At 71.1% G+C, this 18669-nt stretch carries 13 protein-coding genes; 4 read left to right on the forward strand and 9 right to left on the reverse strand.

Features of this window, described 5'->3' with window-relative positions; genetic code table 11:
- Positions 1-46: 46 nt before the first annotated feature.
- Both IEY95_RS08290 and IEY95_RS08295 read right to left on the reverse strand, forming a co-directional pair.
- The gene (locus tag IEY95_RS08290) at positions 47-1984 is read right to left on the reverse strand and encodes an amylo-alpha-1,6-glucosidase (protein WP_189185212.1); all 1938 of its coding nucleotides are present in this window, start codon (positions 1982-1984) and stop codon (positions 47-49) included.
- Positions 1981-3693 (reverse strand): MGH1-like glycoside hydrolase domain-containing protein, encoded by a 1713-nt coding sequence (locus tag IEY95_RS08295; RefSeq protein WP_373294445.1) that lies wholly within the window; start codon positions 3691-3693, stop codon positions 1981-1983. Before IEY95_RS08295 ends, IEY95_RS08290 begins: the two co-directional genes overlap by 4 nt.
- 119 nt (positions 3694-3812) lie before the next feature.
- On the opposite strand from IEY95_RS08295, the gene IEY95_RS08300 reads away from it, so the two are divergent.
- Together IEY95_RS08300 and ppdK are read left to right on the forward strand one after the other, a co-directional pair.
- Positions 3813-5036 carry an ROK family transcriptional regulator gene (locus IEY95_RS08300; RefSeq protein ID WP_189185213.1) on the forward strand — a complete coding sequence of 408 codons (1224 nt, stop codon included), beginning with the start codon at positions 3813-3815 and terminating at the stop codon, positions 5034-5036.
- A gap of 511 nt (positions 5037-5547) precedes the next feature.
- Positions 5548-8289, forward strand: coding sequence for a pyruvate, phosphate dikinase (ppdK, locus tag IEY95_RS08305; RefSeq protein WP_189185214.1), 2742 nt, complete (start codon positions 5548-5550; stop codon positions 8287-8289).
- A 136-nt stretch (positions 8290-8425) separates the two neighbouring features.
- Here ppdK and IEY95_RS08310 read toward each other — a convergent pair whose 3' ends face one another.
- Both IEY95_RS08310 and gmd read right to left on the reverse strand, forming a co-directional pair.
- A complete protein-coding gene (locus tag IEY95_RS08310; protein ID WP_189185215.1) occupies positions 8426-9142 on the reverse strand; it encodes a hypothetical protein in 717 nt (238 codons plus the stop codon).
- Between the two features lie 93 nt (positions 9143-9235).
- Positions 9236-10246, reverse strand: coding sequence for a GDP-mannose 4,6-dehydratase (gene gmd, locus IEY95_RS08315; RefSeq protein ID WP_189185216.1), 1011 nt, complete (start codon positions 10244-10246; stop codon positions 9236-9238).
- 149 nt (positions 10247-10395) lie between these two features.
- On the opposite strand from gmd, the gene IEY95_RS08320 reads away from it, so the two are divergent.
- Together IEY95_RS08320 and IEY95_RS08325 are read left to right on the forward strand one after the other, a co-directional pair.
- Positions 10396-11403, forward strand: coding sequence for a GDP-L-fucose synthase family protein (locus IEY95_RS08320; RefSeq protein WP_189185438.1), 1008 nt, complete (start codon positions 10396-10398; stop codon positions 11401-11403).
- Positions 11404-11820: 417 nt separating this feature from the next.
- Positions 11821-12747, forward strand: coding sequence for an oxidoreductase (locus IEY95_RS08325; RefSeq protein ID WP_189185217.1), 927 nt, complete (start codon positions 11821-11823; stop codon positions 12745-12747).
- A gap of 4 nt (positions 12748-12751) precedes the next feature.
- Here IEY95_RS08325 and IEY95_RS08330 read toward each other — a convergent pair whose 3' ends face one another.
- The 5 genes from IEY95_RS08330 to IEY95_RS08350 form a co-directional block, all read right to left on the reverse strand.
- Positions 12752-13531: an SDR family NAD(P)-dependent oxidoreductase gene (locus tag IEY95_RS08330; protein ID WP_189185218.1), complete on the reverse strand. Its 780-nt coding sequence runs from the start codon at positions 13529-13531 to the stop codon at positions 12752-12754.
- A gap of 75 nt (positions 13532-13606) precedes the next feature.
- Entirely contained in the window at positions 13607-14191 is a 585-nt protein-coding gene (locus tag IEY95_RS08335; RefSeq protein WP_189185219.1) for a TetR/AcrR family transcriptional regulator, read from the reverse strand.
- A gap of 83 nt (positions 14192-14274) precedes the next feature.
- On the reverse strand, positions 14275-14625 hold the full coding sequence (gene nirD / locus IEY95_RS08340) for a nitrite reductase small subunit NirD (RefSeq protein WP_189185220.1): 351 nt from the start codon (positions 14623-14625) through the stop codon (positions 14275-14277).
- Positions 14622-17228, reverse strand: coding sequence for a nitrite reductase large subunit NirB (nirB, locus tag IEY95_RS08345; protein ID WP_189185221.1), 2607 nt, complete (start codon positions 17226-17228; stop codon positions 14622-14624). Before nirB ends, nirD begins: the two co-directional genes overlap by 4 nt.
- A complete protein-coding gene (locus IEY95_RS08350) occupies positions 17228-18478 on the reverse strand; it encodes an NAD(P)/FAD-dependent oxidoreductase (RefSeq protein ID WP_189185222.1) in 1251 nt (416 codons plus the stop codon). The genes nirB and IEY95_RS08350 overlap by 1 nt, the downstream gene beginning before the upstream one ends.
- Between the last annotated feature and the right edge of the window lie 191 nt (positions 18479-18669).

The following is an 18669-nucleotide window of genomic DNA, read 5'->3' on the forward strand; positions in this document are numbered from 1 at the left end:
CGGGTCGGACGTGATTCCTTTTGGCTGCGGGCGGTGAACGGGCTGGTCAGGCGCCCCCTACGGCGGTGAGCAGAGCCAGTGGTGCCGCTGCCGAGCGGGATTCTCGGACGCAGGCGTGGGGGTACGGGACCGGCTCGCCATGGGTGTCGCGGCCGTAGCCCGCGAGGACCTCCGGGAGGCGGTGGCCGGCGGCCGTGGCCGCGTCGACGAGGGCGTGGGCGACCGTACGGGCCTCGTCGTGCAGGCCGTAGCGGGCCAGGCCCAGGGTGATCAGGGCGTTGTCGTGGGGCCAGACCGAGCCGCGGTGGTACGAGAGCGGGTGGTACGCCGGCTGGTCGGCGGCCAGCGTGCGGACGCCCCAGCCGGAGAAGAAGTCCGGCTCCAGGAGACGGCGGCCGACCAGTTCGCCGTACTCCTTGTCCAGGAGGCCGGACCACAGGAGGTGGCCCGCGTCCGACGCGAGCGCGTCCACGTGGTGGCCGTCGCCGTCCAACGCCAGTGCCGGGAAGGCGTGTTCGGTCATCCAGAAGTCCCGTTGGAAGCGATCGCGCAGGTCACTGGCGGCCTGCTCCAGGAGGGCCGCGTACACCTCGTCGTCCCAGACCGTGCGGGCCAGGTGTGCGGTGCGGCGCAGGGCGTCGTACGCGTACCCCTGCGCGCCCGCCGCCATCACCGGGCCGGTGGGACGGCTGCCGTCGGCCGAGCAGATGGCGCCGGGGGAGTCCTTCCAGTTCTGGTTGGCGAGGCCGCCACCGTCCGCGCGGTAGACGAGATAGCCGCGCGAGGTCAGCCCGCCGTGGTCCAGCATCCAGCCGATCGCCGCGCGGGCGTTGGCCTCCAGGCGCCGGGCCGGAGTCAGGTCGCCGGTCTGCTCCGTGTACGAGCCGAGGAGCACCAGGAAGAGCGGGGTCGCGTCGACCGAACCGTAGTAGCGCCCGTACGGCACCTGCCCGAAGTGCGCCAGCTCGCCGTGCCGCACCTCGTGCACGATCTTGCCGGGCTGGGCCACCGCCCCGGCTCCCGTCTCCGTCGCCTGGGTCGCGGCCAGTGCGGGCAGCGTGGCGGCGGCGAGCTGGGGGCGGTAGGGGAGCGCGAAGAGAGAGGTGAGGAGGGCGTCACGGCCCAGGAGGGTGAGGAACCAGGGAACTCCGGCCGCGGGAACGCGCAGTTCCTCGCCGTCCGGGCCCGTCGCCGGGACCTGCAGCACCGCCAGGTCGGACAGGCCTCGCGCGCAGGCCGCGGCCAGCTCGGGCCAGCCGGTCGGGAAGGGCACGCCCTCCGCGAACTCGTCTTCCAGAGCCAGGAGTTGCTCGTTGGCGACTGCGGGGGAGAGCGGTACGCGAGGCTTCTGCGTGGCGCCGTGCGGACGCGCCGCGACCCGCAGCGAGAGCTCCGCCGAGCCATGCGGTTCGAGGTCCAGGGCCCATACGAGGCGACGGGCGCCCGTGCCCGTCTCCTCGACGCCGTCCGGGGCGGGCTCGGAGGTGACCGTCGTGGAGGACCGCCATTCACCGCGCCGGTAGCTGAACTCCACGCCGTCGTCCAGGACTTGACGCTGGCGGACCACGCCCGTCTTGGCGTACGTGCGGTAGTCGGAGCGCAGTTCGAACTGGTCCGTGAAGTCGGCGTCCGCGGTGACCGCGATCCGGACCGTGGTGGGTGTCGGGCGATTGCTGGTGACCCGCAGCGCCTCCACGAACGCGCTGTCCGCGACGGCCTGTTCACGGAAGAGCGTGTACGCGGGCGGCTCGGTGCGACCACCGCGCGGCACCAGCACACAGCGTGCCGTGTCGCCGTCCGCGACCGGCGTGAGCGCCTCCGGCACCGCGCCGTCGACGGTCAGCTGCCAGCGGCTGAGGTGCCGGGCGTCCCGTACGAATAACCCGTCCGGGGAGCTGCCGCCCCGCACACCGCTGATGTCCCCGCCGTCGCCCACGGCTGCGAACGTCCCACCGTGCACGAGCAGATGATGCCGGTCCGTCATCCCCGGTCCCCTCCCTTGGCGCCCGTCTCGAATGCGCTGTGTCGTGTGGTGCCGTGCCCCGTGGAGCTGTGTGCCTTGTCGAACGCGTCGTGCCCCGGGTGGGACACGACCTGGTCCGCCCCGGAGGGCTCGTGCAGCAGGTCCAGTGTCAGCGCGGCCGTCCAGCTGAAGCCGAGTGCTCCGCAGGCCTCGCCGGTGTACGGGTCCACGTACTCCGCGAACCCGGACTCCCCGGCCGTGTCGAGCAGCGCGGCCCGCAGCCCGTCCGCCCGCGCGTGCTCCCCGTGCAGCCGCAGCCCGCGCTCCAGCAGCCAGTTGGTGTTGAACCAGGCCGGCCCCCGCCAGTACCGGTGAGGATCGAACGCGTGCCCGGTCAGGTCGTAACTCGGCACGAGCCGCGTTTCTCCGCCGAGCCCGAAGTGCCGGCCGCTCGCGGTGCGTACGAGGGTGGCGGCGATGTCGCGGGGCAGTGCGGGGAGGATGAGCGGGAGCAGCCCGGCGACACTGCGCTCGGGGATCAGGGCACCACTCGGAGAGCGCCGCTCCGAAGCGTGAGCAGTGCTCTGAGAGCCCCGCTCCGAAGCGTGAGCGCCGCTCTCGTCTTCGTCCCCGCCGTACACATCCCGGCAGAAGAACATGCCCGCCGACGGATCCCACAGCCGCTCCACCAGTGCCGCCGTCAGGCGCTCGGCCCGGGCATGCCGGGCCGTCCCCGCCGCGCCCAGCTCCTGCGCGATGCGCGCCAGCGCGTGTTCCGACGCGATCAGCAGGGCGTTGAACGCAGGGTCCTCGACGGCGAACTCGCCCGCCCGTCTCCCATCACCACCCTCAACCGAGGCCCTGCGGGCCACCCCCTCGTCCACCCCGTCCGCGTACCCGCGGTCCCGGTAGTCGGTGGCGAGGCGTACGTAGCGCCCGTAGTCGAGGTCGGTCGGACGGTCCTCGGGGGTCCCGTGGTCGAGGTCGGCGCGGCGGAAGGAGCGGGCCGGGGCCGGGGTGATCCGGCTCAGCGGAGCGTCCCAGCAGGGGCTGTTGTCCATGCCCTGTTCCCAGGGGTGGACCACGGAGGCGAGACCACCGCCGCCCAGGTCCCGGCGGTGCAGGAGATAGCGGTGCCAGGCCGCCAGGCGGGGATACATCCTGGGGAGGAAGTTGCGGGCGCGGGACAGCCCCGGGTCGGCCCGGTGCACCAGCCACACGGCGAGCGCGTGCACCGGTGGCTGCACGATTCCCGACGTCTGTACGGTGCGCGGGGCGCCCGCAGCGCGCCCCGCGGTCGAGGAGCGCCAGAAGTCGGGGCTCGGGAAGTACGCGTCGAGCGGCACGGAGGGGTTGAAGACGATGTGTGGGATCCGTCCGTCGCCCCACTGCGCGCCGAGCAGGGTCTCCAGCTCCGTCTGTGCCCGCAGCGGGGACACATGGCGCAGTCCGATCGCGATGAACGCGGAGTCCCACGACCACTGGTGCGGATACAGGCCGCGCGAGGGCACCGTGGACGTTCCCGTCCAGTTGCCGTTCAGGACCCGGGCGGCCCTGACGTGCAGTGAACCCGTCGGGTCCCCGGGATCGTATACAAGCGATCCTGAATGGCTGATCTCGCCCGGACCGGGCGAAGAGGGCGGGCCGGAGGTGTGCACGGGAGTGCCGGAGGTACGCACGGGGGTGGTGATGCCCGTGCGCAGGGCGGTGAGCTGGGTTGTGCTGTCCACTCAGGTCTCCCCGAAGACGTCCGACCGGCCAGTTCGGCAGTAGGCACCGTAGAGTTACGTCTATTTAACACGCAAAACTCAATATGTAATGCAGAGTTGGGGAACGCAAGGGGGTGCGCATGACGGGAAGGGCAGGGAGAACCGTGAAGGCCGGGAATCAGGCAAGCGCCGGAGATCTGCTCGAACTGGTGCGCAGTGGTCGCGCCACGACGCGCGGCGCACTGCAGCAGGCCACAGGCCTGTCGCGGGCCACGGTCGGCCAGCGGCTCGACCGGCTCTTCCGCGCGGGCTGGCTGCGCGAGGGTGCGGGGGGTCCGGTGGACTCGCCGCTGGGCGGCCGTCCCTCCATCACCCTGGAGTTCGACGACGCCCACGCCGTCGTCCTCGCCGCCGACCTCGACACCCGGCACGGCCGGGCGGCCGTCCTCACCCTGACCGGCGAGATCCTGGCCGAGCACACGGGCGTCCTGGTGATCGACGAGGGCCCCGAGGCGGTCCTCGGCGAACTCGGGCGCTGGTTCGCCGAACTGCTGGAGAAGGCCGGGCACCCGGCGGACGCGGTGTGTGGCATCGGGCTCGCGGTGCCGGGTCCCGTCGACAGTGACACCGGCCGCGTCGTACAGCCGCCGATCATGCCGGGCTGGGACGGGTACGACATAAGAGGACGCCTGGGCCGCGCCTTCGCCGAGTGCTCGGGCGCCAGGGCGGACGTCCCCGTACTCGTCGACAACGACGCCAACCTCATGGCGTACGGCGAACAGCGCGCCGGATACCCGCACTGTTCGGCGTTCGCCCTGGTCAAGGTCTCCACCGGTATCGGCGCGGGCATGGTCGTGGGCGGCGCCATCTATCGCGGCGTCGACGGAGGCGCCGGCGACATCGGGCACATTCGGGTGGGCGCCGACGCGCTGTGCCGGTGCGGCTCGTACGGCTGTCTGGCCGCCGTCGCGAGTGGTGGCGCGGTAGCGCGACGGCTCGCCGATTCCGGGGTTCCCGCCGCCTCCGGCTCAGATGTGCGCGACCTGTTGACGGCCGGGCACCCCGAGGCGATGGCGCTCGCGCGGGAGGCGGGGCGGCAGGTCGGTGACGTACTGGCCACCGTGGTGACGCTGCTCAACCCCGGTGTGCTGATGATCGCCGGGGATTTGGCCGGAACTCCCTTCCTCACCGGTGTGCGGGAGTTGCTGTACCAGCGGGCGCTGCCCCGTTCCACCGCTCATCTGGACGTGGTGACCTCGCGGCTGGGCGAGCGTGCGGGGTTGGTCGGGGCCGGCGCGCTGGTCGTGGAGTACCTGTACGCGCCGGAGCGGGCCGAGAAGCGACTGGCCGCGCTCGGCGTGTGACCCCCAGGCGCACTCAGGCGCACTCAGGCGCACTCCGGCGTACTCGAACGTGCTCAGGTGTGCGCAGGAGCATTCGGGCACATCAGGGCACATCAATGCGGGGGACATCCATGTGTGGTGTCCACATCGCGGTCCGCATGGTGAAATTTGGCCGCCCTTTACGGCGTGATTCTCGCCACCCTTGATAAGGGTTCCGCTCAGATGAGCAGATCGTGGGCGACTGCACTTCCCTAAGGGGTGGCACTCAGTGCCACCCCTTGATCGTTCATCGATTAAACTCAGACGTGCCGGACGTCGCTCACCTGAGCGTCAGTGGGGGTCTACGGGCGTTGATTCGTTCAAGAAGTGAAAACATCCCGCCTCGATGACTTGCCAAGCTTTGACTTTCGATCTGCTGGCGGACGAGTGGTTACAGGCGCATGACGCGCAAGTGGACGTACCCAGGCGCCTTCGATCTGGGTATGTTCCCCGTCGTCAGGGCAGCCACCGCGACGTCGAGGAGTCGAGACTCGTGTCGGAAAACAAAGATCCCCACGTAGCTGAGAGCGGCGTCGAGGGCGTGAAGTTCGTTTATGACTTCACCGAGGGCAACAAGGACCTCAAGGACCTCCTTGGCGGCAAGGGCGCGAACCTTGCCGAGATGACCAACCTGGGCCTCCCGGTCCCTCCCGGCTTCACCATCACCACCGAGGCGTGCAAGACGTACCTCGAAAGTGGCGAGGAGCCGGCGGCGCTGCGTGACGAGGTGAGTGCGCACCTCGAAGCCCTAGAGGCGCAGATGGGCAAGAAGCTCGGTCAGGCCGACAATCCTCTGCTCGTATCCGTCCGTTCCGGTGCGAAATTCTCGATGCCGGGCATGATGGACACCGTCCTGAACATCGGCCTCTCCGACAAGTCGGTCCAGGGCCTGGCCAAGCAGGCCGGCGACGAGCGCTTCGCGTGGGACTCGTACCGCCGCCTCATCCAGATGTTCGGCAAGACGGTCCTCGGCGTCGACGGGGAGCTCTTCGAGGACGCCCTGGAGGCGGCCAAGAGCGCCAAGAAGGTCACGGTCGACACCGACCTCGAAGCGGCCGACCTGAAGAAGCTGGTCACCAAGTTCAAGAAGATCGTCAAGACCGAGGCCGGTCGCGACTTCCCGCAGGACCCCCGTGAGCAGATGGACCTCGCCATCAAGGCGGTCTTCGACTCGTGGAACGGCGACCGCGCGAAGCTGTACCGCCGCCAGGAGCGCATCCCGCACGACCTCGGCACGGCGGTCAACATCTGCTCGATGGTCTTCGGCAACCTGGGCCCCGACTCGGGCACGGGCGTCGCCTTCACCCGCGACCCGGCCTCCGGCCACCAGGGCGTGTACGGCGACTACCTGCAGAACGCGCAGGGCGAGGACGTGGTGGCGGGCATCCGCAACACGGTCCCGCTCGCGGAGCTGGAGCAGATCGACAAGAAGTCGTACGACCAGCTGATGCAGATCATGGAGACCCTGGAGAACCACTACAAGGATCTCTGCGACATCGAGTTCACCATCGAGCGCGGCCAGCTGTGGATGCTGCAGACCCGCGTCGGCAAGCGCACGGCGGGTGCGGCCTTCCGCATCGCCACACAGCTGGTGGACCAGGGCCTGATCGACGAGACCGAGGCGCTCCAGCGCGTCACCGGCGCACAGCTGGCCCAGCTGATGTTCCCGCGGTTCGACGAGCACGCCAAGGCCGAGCAGGTCGGCCGGGGCATCGCGGCCTCGCCGGGCGCCGCGGTCGGCAAGGCGGTCTTCGACTCGTACACCGCCGTGAAGTGGTCCCGCTCGGGCGAGAAGGTCATCCTGGTCCGCCGGGAGACCAACCCCGACGACCTCGACGGCATGATCGCGGCCGAGGGCATCCTGACCTCCCGCGGCGGCAAGACCTCCCACGCGGCCGTCGTCGCGCGCGGCATGGGCAAGACCTGTGTCTGCGGCGCGGAGGAGCTGGAGGTCGACACCAAGCGCCGCCGTATGACGGTGCCGGGCGGCCACATCGTCGAGGAGGGCGACCTGATCTCCATCGACGGCTCGACGGGCAAGGTCTACCTGGGCGAGGTCCCGGTGGTCCCCTCCCCGGTCGTCGAGTACTTCGAGGGCCGGATGCACGCCGGCGCCGACGACGCCGACGAGCTGGTCGAGGCGGTCCACCGCATCATGGCCTTCGCCGACCGCAAGCGCCGCCTGCGGGTGCGCGCCAACGCGGACAACGCCGAGGACGCGCTGCGCGCCCGTCGCTTCGGCGCCCAGGGCATCGGCCTGTGCCGTACGGAGCACATGTTCCTCGGCGACCGGCGTGAGCTGGTGGAGCGGCTGATCCTGGCCGACACGGAGACTGAGCGCGAGGCGGCCCTGGAGCAGCTCCTGCCGCTGCAGAAGAAGGACTTCGTCGAGCTGTTCGAGGCGATGGACGGTCTGCCCGTGACCGTTCGCCTCCTCGACCCGCCGCTGCACGAGTTCCTGCCGGACATCACCGAGCTGTCGGTCCGGGTCGCCCTGGCGGAGTCCCGCAAGGACGCCAACGAGAACGACCTGCGCCTGCTCCAGGCCGTCCACCGGCTCCACGAGGCGAACCCGATGCTGGGCCTGCGCGGCGTACGCCTCGGTCTGGTCATCCCCGGTCTGTTCACCATGCAGGTGCGGGCCATCGCCGAGGCCGCGGCCGAGCGCAAGAACGCCAAGGGCGACCCGCGCGCCGAGATCATGATCCCGCTCGTCGGCACCGTCCAGGAGCTGGAGATCGTCCGCGACGAGGCCGACCAGGTCATCGCCGAGGTCCAGGCCGCGACCGGCGTCGAGCTGAAGCTGGCGATCGGCACGATGATCGAGCTGCCGCGCGCCGCGCTGACGGCGGACCAGATCGCGGAGGCGGCCGAGTTCTTCTCGTTCGGCACGAACGACCTGACCCAGACCGTGTGGGGCTTCAGCCGCGACGACGTCGAGGCCTCCTTCTTCACGGCCTACCTGGAGAAGGGCATCTTCGGCGTCAGCCCGTTCGAGACGATCGACAAGGACGGTGTCGGCTCCCTGGTGAAGGCGGCGGCCAAGGCGGGCCGCGAGACCCGCCCCGACCTGAAGCTCGGCGTCTGCGGTGAGCACGGCGGAGACCCCGAGTCGGTCCACTTCTTCCACGAGGTGGGTCTGGACTACGTCTCCTGCTCCCCGTTCCGCATCCCGGTCGCGCGCCTCGAGGCCGGCCGCGCGGCGACTCAGTCGGCGGGCAGCGACCACCGCTAGGCCCCCCGGCCACCGAACCCCGGAGCCGTCGTCGGTCCCCGACCCTCAGACCGATCGGCGGCGGCTCCGGCGCCAAAGAGGAAAGGGCGGCACCCTGTGCGGGGGTGCCGCCCCCTCGCGTTGCCGACGGCCTCGGTCACGAGGCCACGCGTGTCCTCGCCGTGGTCAGCTCGGCCACCTCGTAGGCCAGGTGCAGGCCGAGGTAGTGCTCGAAGGCGGCCCGGTCGCGGGCGTACATGAGAGGGGCGTTGACGCGCTGGTAGCCGTCGTCCCATTCGGCGGTGCCGCCGAGGGGGTGGAGGTGCTGGACGATCACCTCCGGAAGGTAGGTGATGCAGCCGGCCTCCTGGCCGAGGACGAGCCAGTAGTTGTCCATGTACAGGTGTGTGAGCACCGGGGGCGCCATGTGGCCCAGCCGGCGCACGATGCCGGTCGTGACGGCGAACTGGCTGCACAGCTTGGCGCCCTGGATGAGGTCATTGCCGTAGACGATGCCGGGCAGCGCGGCCAGCGCGTCGAGGTAGGCGGTGTCCCAGCCCTGTGTGCGGGGCCGGTGGTCGTCGCCCATGAAGCCGATCGCGTCGGGCACGACCGCCTCGTCCAGCAGCAGGCGCGCCGCCCGGTTGAGCGCGGTGACCATGGTGCCGCGCGGCTGTGACACCAGCTGGACCGGGAATCCGGCGGCGCCGGCCTCGCCGACGGCGTCCCGGTACACCGGGTACTCCGGGTCGTCCTCGTCGACGGCGAGCAGCAGCCGGGTGTCGGCGGTGCAGGTGTCGCGGAACGCGGCGGCCAGCTGGGGCACGGTGTGCGGCCGGCCGCGGCTCGGGACGATGACGGTGAGGTTCGGCACGACGGATTCTCGCTTCGGATTCGGGGCTGTCTCAGTGATGTTCGGGGGCCGGCGCGGTGGCCGGGCGGCGACCGGGGCGGTCCCGCGTCCGCGTCAGGAGCGGGCGTGGACGGGCGTGGAGGGATGTGGCAGGCGTGCCAGTTCGGCGTCGACCATGATGCGGGCGAGCTCCGGGGCGTACACGGACGGCCGCCACGACAGGTCGCGTTCGGCCGCCGAGGCGTCGCCGATCAGGTCGGGGACCTCCGAAGGCCGCAGGTAGCGTTCGTCGAAGCGGACGTGCTGGTCCGGGTCGAGGCCCGCGTGCTCGAAGCAGAAGCCCAGGAAGTCCCGGACGCTGTGGCTGGTGCCGGTGGCGATGACGTAGTCGCCCGGTCGCTCGCGCTGCAGCATCCGCCACATGGCGTCGACGTATTCGGGGGCGTAGCCCCAGTCGCGGCGGGCCTCGAGGTTGCCGAGGTAGAGGTACTCCTGCTCGCCGCGGGCGATCCGGGCGGCGGCACGGGCGATCTTGCGGGTCACGAAGGTCTCGCCGCGGCGCGGCGACTCGTGGTTGAAGAGGATGCCGTTGACCGCGAACATCCCGTACGCCTCCCGGTAGTTCCGGGTGATCCAGTACGCGTAGACCTTGGCGGCGGCGTACGGGGAGCGCGGGTGGAAGGGGGTGTCCTCCGACTGGGGAGGCGGGCTCATGCCGAACATCTCGGAACTGGACGCCTGATAGAACCGGCAGGGCAGCCCGGTCATCCGGATCGCCTCCAGGAGGCGCACCGTTCCCAGACCCGTGGTGGAACCCGTGAACTCCGGTTCGTCGAAGGAGACCCGGACATGTGACTGGGCGGCCAGGTGGTAGACCTCGCAGGGCTGTAGCCGCTCCAGCAGTGTGGTGAGGCGGCTGCCGTCGGCCAGGTCGCCGTAATGCAGCACGAGGCGGGCCCCGGTGTCGTGCGGATCCCGGTAGAGGTGGTCGATCCGCTGTGTGTTGAAGGCCGACGAGCGGCGGATCAGGCCGTGGACCGTGTAGCCCTTGGCCAGCAGCAACTCCGCGAGGTAGGAGCCGTCCTGACCGGTGATGCCGGTGATCATTGCGGTCTTGGCAGACATGCGCGAACCCTAGCCAGGCAAATCGGGCGAAGTGTGGTTCATTGGGCGGGCGTGTTGGGACCGCCCCGCCGGGCGCTCCCGCGTCGCCGAGAGGTTGCGGCCCAGCCGAAGGAGAACGGCAGATGCATGGCGGTGTCCATCCCGGACGGATGGCCCTGGCCACGGCGAGCGACGTCACCGCGGCACCGCACGGGGAGGTCCACCGGCTCCTGGACCGCTCCGCACGGGTGTTCGTGGCCGGCAGCCGCGGACTGGTCGGCTCGGCCGTGTGCCGGCATCTGGCGCGGAAGGGGTTCACGGACGTGGGCGGACCCGGCTCCGCGCAACTCGACCTGCGTGAACGCCGAGCCGTCTTCGAGTGGTTCGCGGCCGAACGACCGCACGTGGTCGTGCTGGCCGCCGCCCGGGTCGGGGGCATCAGGGCGAACGCCACCCGTCCCACCGAGTTCCTCTCCGACAATCTGCGCATCCAGATCAACGTGCTGGACGCGGCGCTGAGGCACGGGGTCGAACGGCTGCTGTTCCTCGGCTCCAGTTGCATCTACCCGAAGTTCGCCGATCAGCCCATCCGCGAGGAGGCGCTGCTGACGGGTGCGCTGGAGCCGACCAACGACGCGTACGCCATCGCCAAGATCGCCGGAATCCTCCAGGTGCAGGCAGTGCGGCGGCAGCACGGCCTGCCGTGGATCTGTGCCATGCCGACCAACCTCTACGGCCCCGGTGACAACTTCCATCCCGAGCACTCCCACGTACTGCCCTCGCTCATCCGGCGATTCCACGAGGCCCGCCTGGCAGGCGCACCACGCGTGGTGAACTGGGGCACCGGGACGCCGCGTCGTGAGTTCCTGCACGTGGACGACCTGGCCCGGGCATGCCTGCATCTGCTGGAGCGGTACGACGCGGACGGGCCCGTCAACGTCGGAACGGGTACCGACCTGACGATCAGGGAAACCGCGGAGATCGTCGCGCGGGTGGTCGGTTACCGGGGTGCCGTCGAATGGGACGCCTCTCAGCCGGACGGCACCCCGCGCAAGCTCCTGGACCCTTCCCGGCTCGCCGCCCTGGGCTGGACGTCCCGCATCGGGCTGCGCGAGGGAGTCGCCCGGACCTACGCGTGGTACGTGGAGAACCTCGCGACCGGCACCGTGCGGCACTGACGCGGTGCGCCGCCGGGCGAGCCGACCGCCTCGTCGGCGGGATCTGTGTGCCGGCCGCTGCGGTGCTCGCCTGGGTGCTAGGTCCTGTCGTCAAATTCCCGTCGTCCGCCCGGAGGGCGGGCCCTGCGGCGTCAGGTGCGTGCTCTCGGCGTGCCGGGCACAGGCCCTCGTACTGGATGTACTTGGGTCTGTGCCCGGTGCGGCGAGAGTGCGTGCATGGCGTCGCGGGGCAGACGGGAATTTGACGACAGGGCCTAGGCGCCCTCTGGTCGAATCCGTCCAGAAGGAGCACGCCACGCCGCCGTCCTGTCACGCGGGCCATTCGCGGGCGACGCCGCACGGGTCCTTGGCGAACCATGACGGTCACGACATCCTGGGCCGGTGATTCCCGTGGCACCCTCGGAAGGACCAGACCCCATGCCCGGCTGGACCGCGCACGACATCCCCGACCAGACCGGCCGCGTCGCTGTCGTCACCGGAGCCAACAGCGGCCTCGGATACGTCACCGCGCGGGAACTGGCTCGCAGGGGCGCCCGGGTGGTGCTCGCGTGCCGGAGCGAGACGCGGGGGAGAGCGGCCGTACACCGGGTCGCGGGCGAACTGCCCGGCGCCGATGTCGAGTTCGGGCGACTGGATCTCGGGGATCTGGCCTCCGTGCGGGACTTCGCGGAGGGGTTCTCGTACGACCGCCTCGATCTGCTCGTCAACAACGCCGGGGTGATGGCGCCTCCGTACGGGACGACGGCAGACGGGTTCGAGACACAGTTCGGGGTCAATCACCTGGGGCACTTCGCCCTCACCGGGCTGCTGGCCCCCGCGCTGCTCGCGGCGCCCGGTGCGCGGGTCGTGACCGTGTCGAGCATGATGCACGCGTTGGCCAACATCGACATTCATGACCTCAACAGCGAGCGCAGGTACCGGCGTTGGGTCGCCTACGCCCGCTCCAAGACCGCCAACCTGCTCTTCACCCACGAGCTGGCGCGCAGGCTGACGGCCGGCGGGGCGGACGTGGTCGCGGCCGCCGCCCATCCCGGGTACGCCGCCACCAACCTCCAGACTGCCGGGCCGCGGGCCGAGGGGCGCCGGGGTGCCGAGCGGCTGATGGAGGCCGGCAACCGGGTCTTCGCCCAGTCGGCGGAGGCGGGCGCCCTGCCCACTCTGTACGCGGCGACCGCCCCCGGCGTGGGGCCCGACTCCTTCTTCGGGCCTTCGTTCGCGATGTGGCGGGGCGCCCCGGCACCGTCCTGGCGGGCACCGTGGACGCGCGACGACGAAGCGGGGGCACGCCTCTGGGGCGCGTCCGAGCGGCTGACGGGCGTGACCTGCGACGCGCTCAAGGCGTGACCGGTCAGAGGGTCGCGCCGCTGTCCACCACCAGGTCGGTGCCGACGACGGAGGCCGCGTCGTCGGAGGCGAGATACAGGACGGCGGCGGCCACCTCCTCGGTGGCCGAGACGCGGCCGAGGGGCAGGGTGGCCCTGGCCCGCTCGGTGCGGTCGGCCTCCGTCTCGCCCGGTCGCAGGGACATGCTCGTGGCGGTGGCGCCGGGGCTCACCACGTTGATGCGGACGCCCTCCCGGATGTGGTCCAGGGCGGCCCCGCGGCTGAGCGCGGTCACGGCGGCCTTGGTCGCGGAGTAGGCGGCGGCACCGGCGGAGGCGGTGTGCGCGCCGAACGTGGAGGAGATGTTGACGATCGTGCCGCCCGACGGCTGGGTCCGCATCCGGGCGATCTCGGCCCGCAGGGCCAGGAACACGCCGGTGACGTTGATGCCGAGCTGGGTGTGCCAGTCGTCCTCCGGCAGGTCGGCCAGGGGCCGACCGCCCCGGAAGACGCCCGCGTTGTTGACGGCCACGTCGAGCGAGCCGAAGTGCTCCACGGTGGCCCGTACCAGCTCCTCCGCGTCGGCGGCACGGGAGACGTCCGCGGTCACCGCGAGGGCCTTGCCGCCCTGCTCTTCGATCAGCCGGACGGTCCCGGCCAGGGCCTCCGGCCGCCGCCCGGCCACGACGACCCGGGCGCCCTCCGCGGCGAGGGCGAGCGCCACGGCGCGGCCGATGCCGGACCCGGCGCCCGTGACGAGGGCGGTCCGGTCGGTGAAGCGGCCGTTCGTGCTCCGCATGGTCATGATCTCCCCTTTTTCTTGACCGATCGTTTCAGTATGAGGATGAGAAAAAGCGCCCTCCGGTGGAGGGCGCTGCACTCAGTCGAGCAGGGCCAGGGCCTGCTCCGCGGCGTCCCGGACGCGGGCCGGGTCCGACGACGCCTTGCCGACGATCCGCAGGCCCTGCATCAGGACCACGAGCATGCGAGCCAGGGCGAGCGGGTCGCGGTCCCCCGGCAGTTCGCCCTGGGCTTGGGCGCGGACCAGTGTGGTGTGCAGGACGGTCTCCAGGTGGTCCCAGTTGCGCTCGACGCGCCGGGCGGAGGCCGGGTCGTGCGGGGCCAGCTCGGCCGCTGTGTTGGTGACCAGGCAGCCGCTGCGGCGCAGCTCCTCGTGGGCCGCCTCGCCCGCGTAACGGCGTACGACCTCTCGTACGGCCGGCAGCGCGGGGCCCGGTCGGGACAGCTCGCGCACGATCCGCGTGAACCCCGCCTGCTCGTACCGGTCGAAGGCCTTCAGGTACAGCTGGTGCTTGTTCCCGAAGGTCGCGTACAGGCTCGCCCTGCCGATCCCCAGGTGGTCGACCAGGTCGGCCATCGACGTCGCCTCGTAGCCGCGCCGCCAGAACAGCTCAAGGGCTGCCTGCAGCGCGGCGTCGGGATCGAACTCCTTGGTCCTGGCCACGAGCGTGACCCTAGGACTTTCGGGAACGATCGGTCAAGTAAGTCCGAGGTGGCCGGCGGGCACCGGTCCGGCCACCCCGGCGGTCAGGAGGTGCGCACTTCGTACGTCGGCACCCGCACCGTCTCGTCGTCCAGGCACTGCCCCGACTCCAGGTCGAAGCGCTGCTTGAGGAGCGGGGAGGCGACGAACGGGCGGCCCTGGTGAGTGCCCGTCAGGCCGCGGGAGAGCACCGCCGCTCCGCTGAACGGGTCGCGGTTGTCAATGGCGTACGTCCGGCCCGCGCGGTCCAGGAACACCGCGACCTGGCGGCCGTCGGGGAGGAGAGCGGCGACTCCGCGGCCGGGGTTCAGCTGGGACAGGTCGCAGACCGTCAGCCAGCCGTCTTCCAGCCGCAGTTGGATCTTCAGGTCGGTCGTCTCGGGTGCCAGGGTCATCGCTGGGCGCTTCCTTCCAGGGGGCGAGTGCCGATGGTCAGCAGCGGCAGGTCGGGCTTGATCTGGTCGCGCTCGGGGACGAAGCCGACGACCGGGTCGGGGGTGTCCGGGGCGTTCACGAAGGACACGAACCGGGCCAGCTTCTCGGGGTCGTTGATGGTCTCGGCCCACTCGTCGCGGTAGTTCGCCACGTGCGCCGACATCAGCGCCTCCAGTTCCTCGCAGATGCCCAGCGAGTCGTGGACCACCACATCGCGTACGTGGTCCAGGCCGCCCTCGATCCGCTCCAGCCAGGTCGAGGTGCGCTCCAGGCGGTCGGCGGTGCGGATGTAGAACATCAGGAACCGGTCGATGAGGCGGACCAGTTCGGCGTCGGACAGGTCCTGGGCCAGCAGGTCCGCGTGGCGCGGGGTCGCGCCGCCGTTGCCGCCGACGTACAGGTTCCAGCCGCTCGAGGTGGCGATCACGCCGAAGTCCTTGGACTGGGCCTCGGCGCACTCGCGGGCGCACCCGGAGACCGCCGACTTCAGCTTGTGCGGGGACCTGAGCCCCCGGTAGCGCAGCTCCAGGTCGATGGCCATGCGGACCGAGTCCTGGACGCCGTAGCGGCACCAGGTCTGGCCCACACAGGACTTGACCGTGCGGAGCGACTTCCCGTACGCGTGGCCCGACTCGAATCCGGCATCCACCAACCTCGCCCAGATCAGCGGGAGTTGCTCCACCCGCGCACCGAACATGTCGATGCGCTGGCCACCGGTGATCTTCGTGTAGAGGCCGAAGTCCCTGGCCACCTCGCCGATCACGATGAGCTTTTCGGGGGTGATCTCGCCGCCGGGGATGCGCGGCACGATCGAGTACGAGCCGTTCTTCTGGAGGTTGGCGAGGAAGTGGTCGTTGGTGTCCTGGAGTGCGGCCTGTTCGCCGCCCAGGACATAGCCGTCCGCGCCGATCGTCGGGGCGAGCGAGGCGATGATCGAGGCGACGGCGGGCTTGCAGGTCTCGCAGCCGTCGCCACCCTGGGCGCCCTCACGGCCGTGGCGGTCGAGGAGCTGCTGGTACGAAGTGATCCTCAGGGCCAGGACGATCTCGTACAGCTCCTCGCGGGTCTGCGCGAAGCAGCCGCACAGGCCCTTGTCGACCTCGACGCCGGACGCCTCCAGCTCGGCGTTGACCAGCTGGCCGAGCACCTTGACGCAACTGCCGCACGTGGTACCGGCCTTGGTGCACTTCTTCACCTCGGGCACGGTGGTGCACTTGTGCTCGGTGACCGCGCCGCGGATCGTGCCCTTGCGCACGTTGTTGCAGGAGCAGATGATCGCGTCGTCCGGCAGTGCGGTCGGGCCGAGCTGGGCGGACTCCCCGGTGCCGGCGGGCAGCACCAGCGACTCGGGCGAGACCGGCGGCACCGAACCGGTGAAGGCCTTCAGCGTGCCGTACGCCTCCGCGTCGCCAACCAGGATTCCGCCGAGCAGCGTGCCGTCGCGGCCGATGACCAGCTTCTTGTACAGGCCCGCGCGGGAGTCGGAGTAGACGACGTCCAGGCAGTCCTCGGTGGCGCCGTGCGCGTCACCGAAGGACGCCACGTCCACGCCGAGCAGCTTCAGCTTGGTGGACAGATCGGCGCCGACGAAAGCTGCTTCGTCGGAAGCGATGGTCGCCGCCGCCGTCTCGGCCTGCTCGTAACCGGGGGCGACCAGGCCGTACACCCGGCCGTCGGAGGCCAGCGCGCACTCGCCGATCGCGAAGACGTGCGGGTCGGCGACCGTACGGCACTGCTCGTCGACCGTGATGCCGCCGCGCTCGCCGACCGTCAGGCCGCAGTCGCGGGCCAGCTGGTCGCGGGGGCGGACACCGGCGCTGAACACCACCAGGCCGGTGGCGAGTTCGGAGCCGTCGGACAGCTTCATGCCGGTGACCGCGCCGTCCTCGCCGACGACGATCTCCTGGGTGCCCACCCCGGTGTGGACGGTCAGGCCCATGTCCTCGATCGTGCGCAGCAGCGCGGCGCCGCCGCCCTCGTCGACCTGCACCGGCATCAACCGCGGCGCGAACTCGACGATGTGGCTGGTGAGTCCGAGACCCTTCAGCGCACCAGCGGCCTCCAGACCGAGCAGACCGCCGCCGACCACGGCACCGGTCGAGCGGGTCTTGGCGTACTCCTCGATGGCGAGGAGGTCCTCGATCGTGCGGTAGACGAAGCAGCCCTTGGCGTCCTTGTTGGGGACCGGCGGCACGAAGGGGTAGGAGCCGGTGGCCAGGACGAGGATGTCGTAGTCGACGACCAGACCCGAGCGGGCGGTCACCTTCCTCGCCTCGCGGTCGATCGTCTCCGCCGGGTCACCGATGTACAGCTCGATGCCCTCCTTCTCGATGAACTCCATGTCGGTCATCGAGAGGTCCTCGGGCGTCTTGCCCGAGAAGTACGAGGTGAGCGCCACACGGTCGTACGCGGGACGCGGCTCCTCGCACAGCACGACCACGCGGTGCGTGGCGGTCAGGCCGCGCTCGGCGAGCGCTTCGAGGAAGCGCTGGCCGACCATGCCATGGCCGACGAGCACGATCGTGGGGCGGGGCCGGTCCCCACCGAGTGCGGTCGTGGACATCAGGAGCCTCCATCATTGGTGAGCAGGTGGAGCAGGGGTGCGCCGTCCGAGGGGAGCGGCTCTGCTCCCTCCCAGGCGCGGGCGAGCGCGCCGACGGTGCCGAGTTCGCCGACGAGTACGCCGCCGACCACGCGGTCGTCGCGGACGACGACCTTGCGGTAGGTGCCGCGGGTGGCGTCGGTGAGCTGGACGACGTCGTCGCCCGGCCGGGGTTCGGGTTCGCCGAACGCGGCGAGGTCGAAGGGGGTGTCGCCGCCCGAGAGGGTGAGGCGGGTCAGGGAACGGGTGCCGGTGTAGCGGGGGTTCGTGTCGCCCGCGATCGACTCGGCCAGGATGTCCGCCTGTTCGAGGGCAGGTGCGGCCAAGCCGTAGACGGTGCCCTCGTGCTGGGCGCAGTCGCCGATCGCCCGGATGTGCGGGTCGGACGTCCGCAGTTCGTCGTCGACGAGGATGCCCTTGTGGACGGCGAGTCCCGCGTCCTGGGCGAGGCCCACGCGGGGGTGGACGCCGCAGGCCAGCACGACGAGATCGGCGTCGAGGGCGTATCCGTCGGCCATCTCGACCGAGCGGACCGCGCCGCCGACACAGCGCACGTCGCGCACCCGGCACTCGGTGTGCACCTCGACGCCCAGGTCCGTGAGGTGCCGGTGGACCAGGCGGGACGCGGACGGGTCGAGCTGGCGCTCCATGAGCCGCTCGGACTGCTGGGCCAGCACCACCTGGGCGCCGCGCACGGCGAGCGCGCGGGCGGCGGAGACGCCGAGGAGACCGCCGCCGATCACGACGGCGCGGGCGCCGGGCCGTACGGCCTTCGACAGGCCCAGGCAGTCGTCCATCGTGCGGAAGGCGTGGACACCTTCCGGGAGCTCGTGGCCGCCGTGGCGGAACAGACCGCGCAGCGGCGGGAGTACGGGGTTCGAGCCGGTCGCGAGGACCAGCGTGTCGTATGCGATCACCGAGCCGTCCGCACAGCGCAGCGTGCGCGCCGCGCGGTCGATACCGGTGACCCGGGCGCGGGTCAGCCGGCCCGGCACCGGGAGGGCGATCACCTCGGGGGCGTACCGACCGGCCAGGACCTCGGCCAGTAGCACGCGGTTGTACGGGCGGTGTTCCTCCTCGCCGACGAGCTCGACGGACAGGGCGGGGGCTCCCGCCGTGGCGCCGGACGCACCGAGCTCTTCGAGGCGTCGGGCGAGCCGGGCGCCCGCGAGCCCGGCGCCGATCACCACCACACGCTTATTCGAGGTCATGACCACACGGTGCGGTGCCGGTGTTACCCGGCCGCATCACGACTGTTTCCCGGGAGGAACGCTGCCCTCAGCGGGGAAGGGGTCCGGATGTGAGGGTTCGGCGCACCGGCCGGGGGCGGGCGTGAGGTGGGGTCAACCGAACCCATGGTTTCCGTGCAGGCACGATCGATCACGGCGGCCCGGCGCGGAAG

Origin of the sequence: Streptomyces albiflavescens (genome assembly GCF_014645835.1) — a bacterium.
In the GTDB taxonomy this organism is placed as follows: Bacteria; Actinomycetota; Actinomycetes; order Streptomycetales; family Streptomycetaceae; genus Streptomyces; species Streptomyces albiflavescens.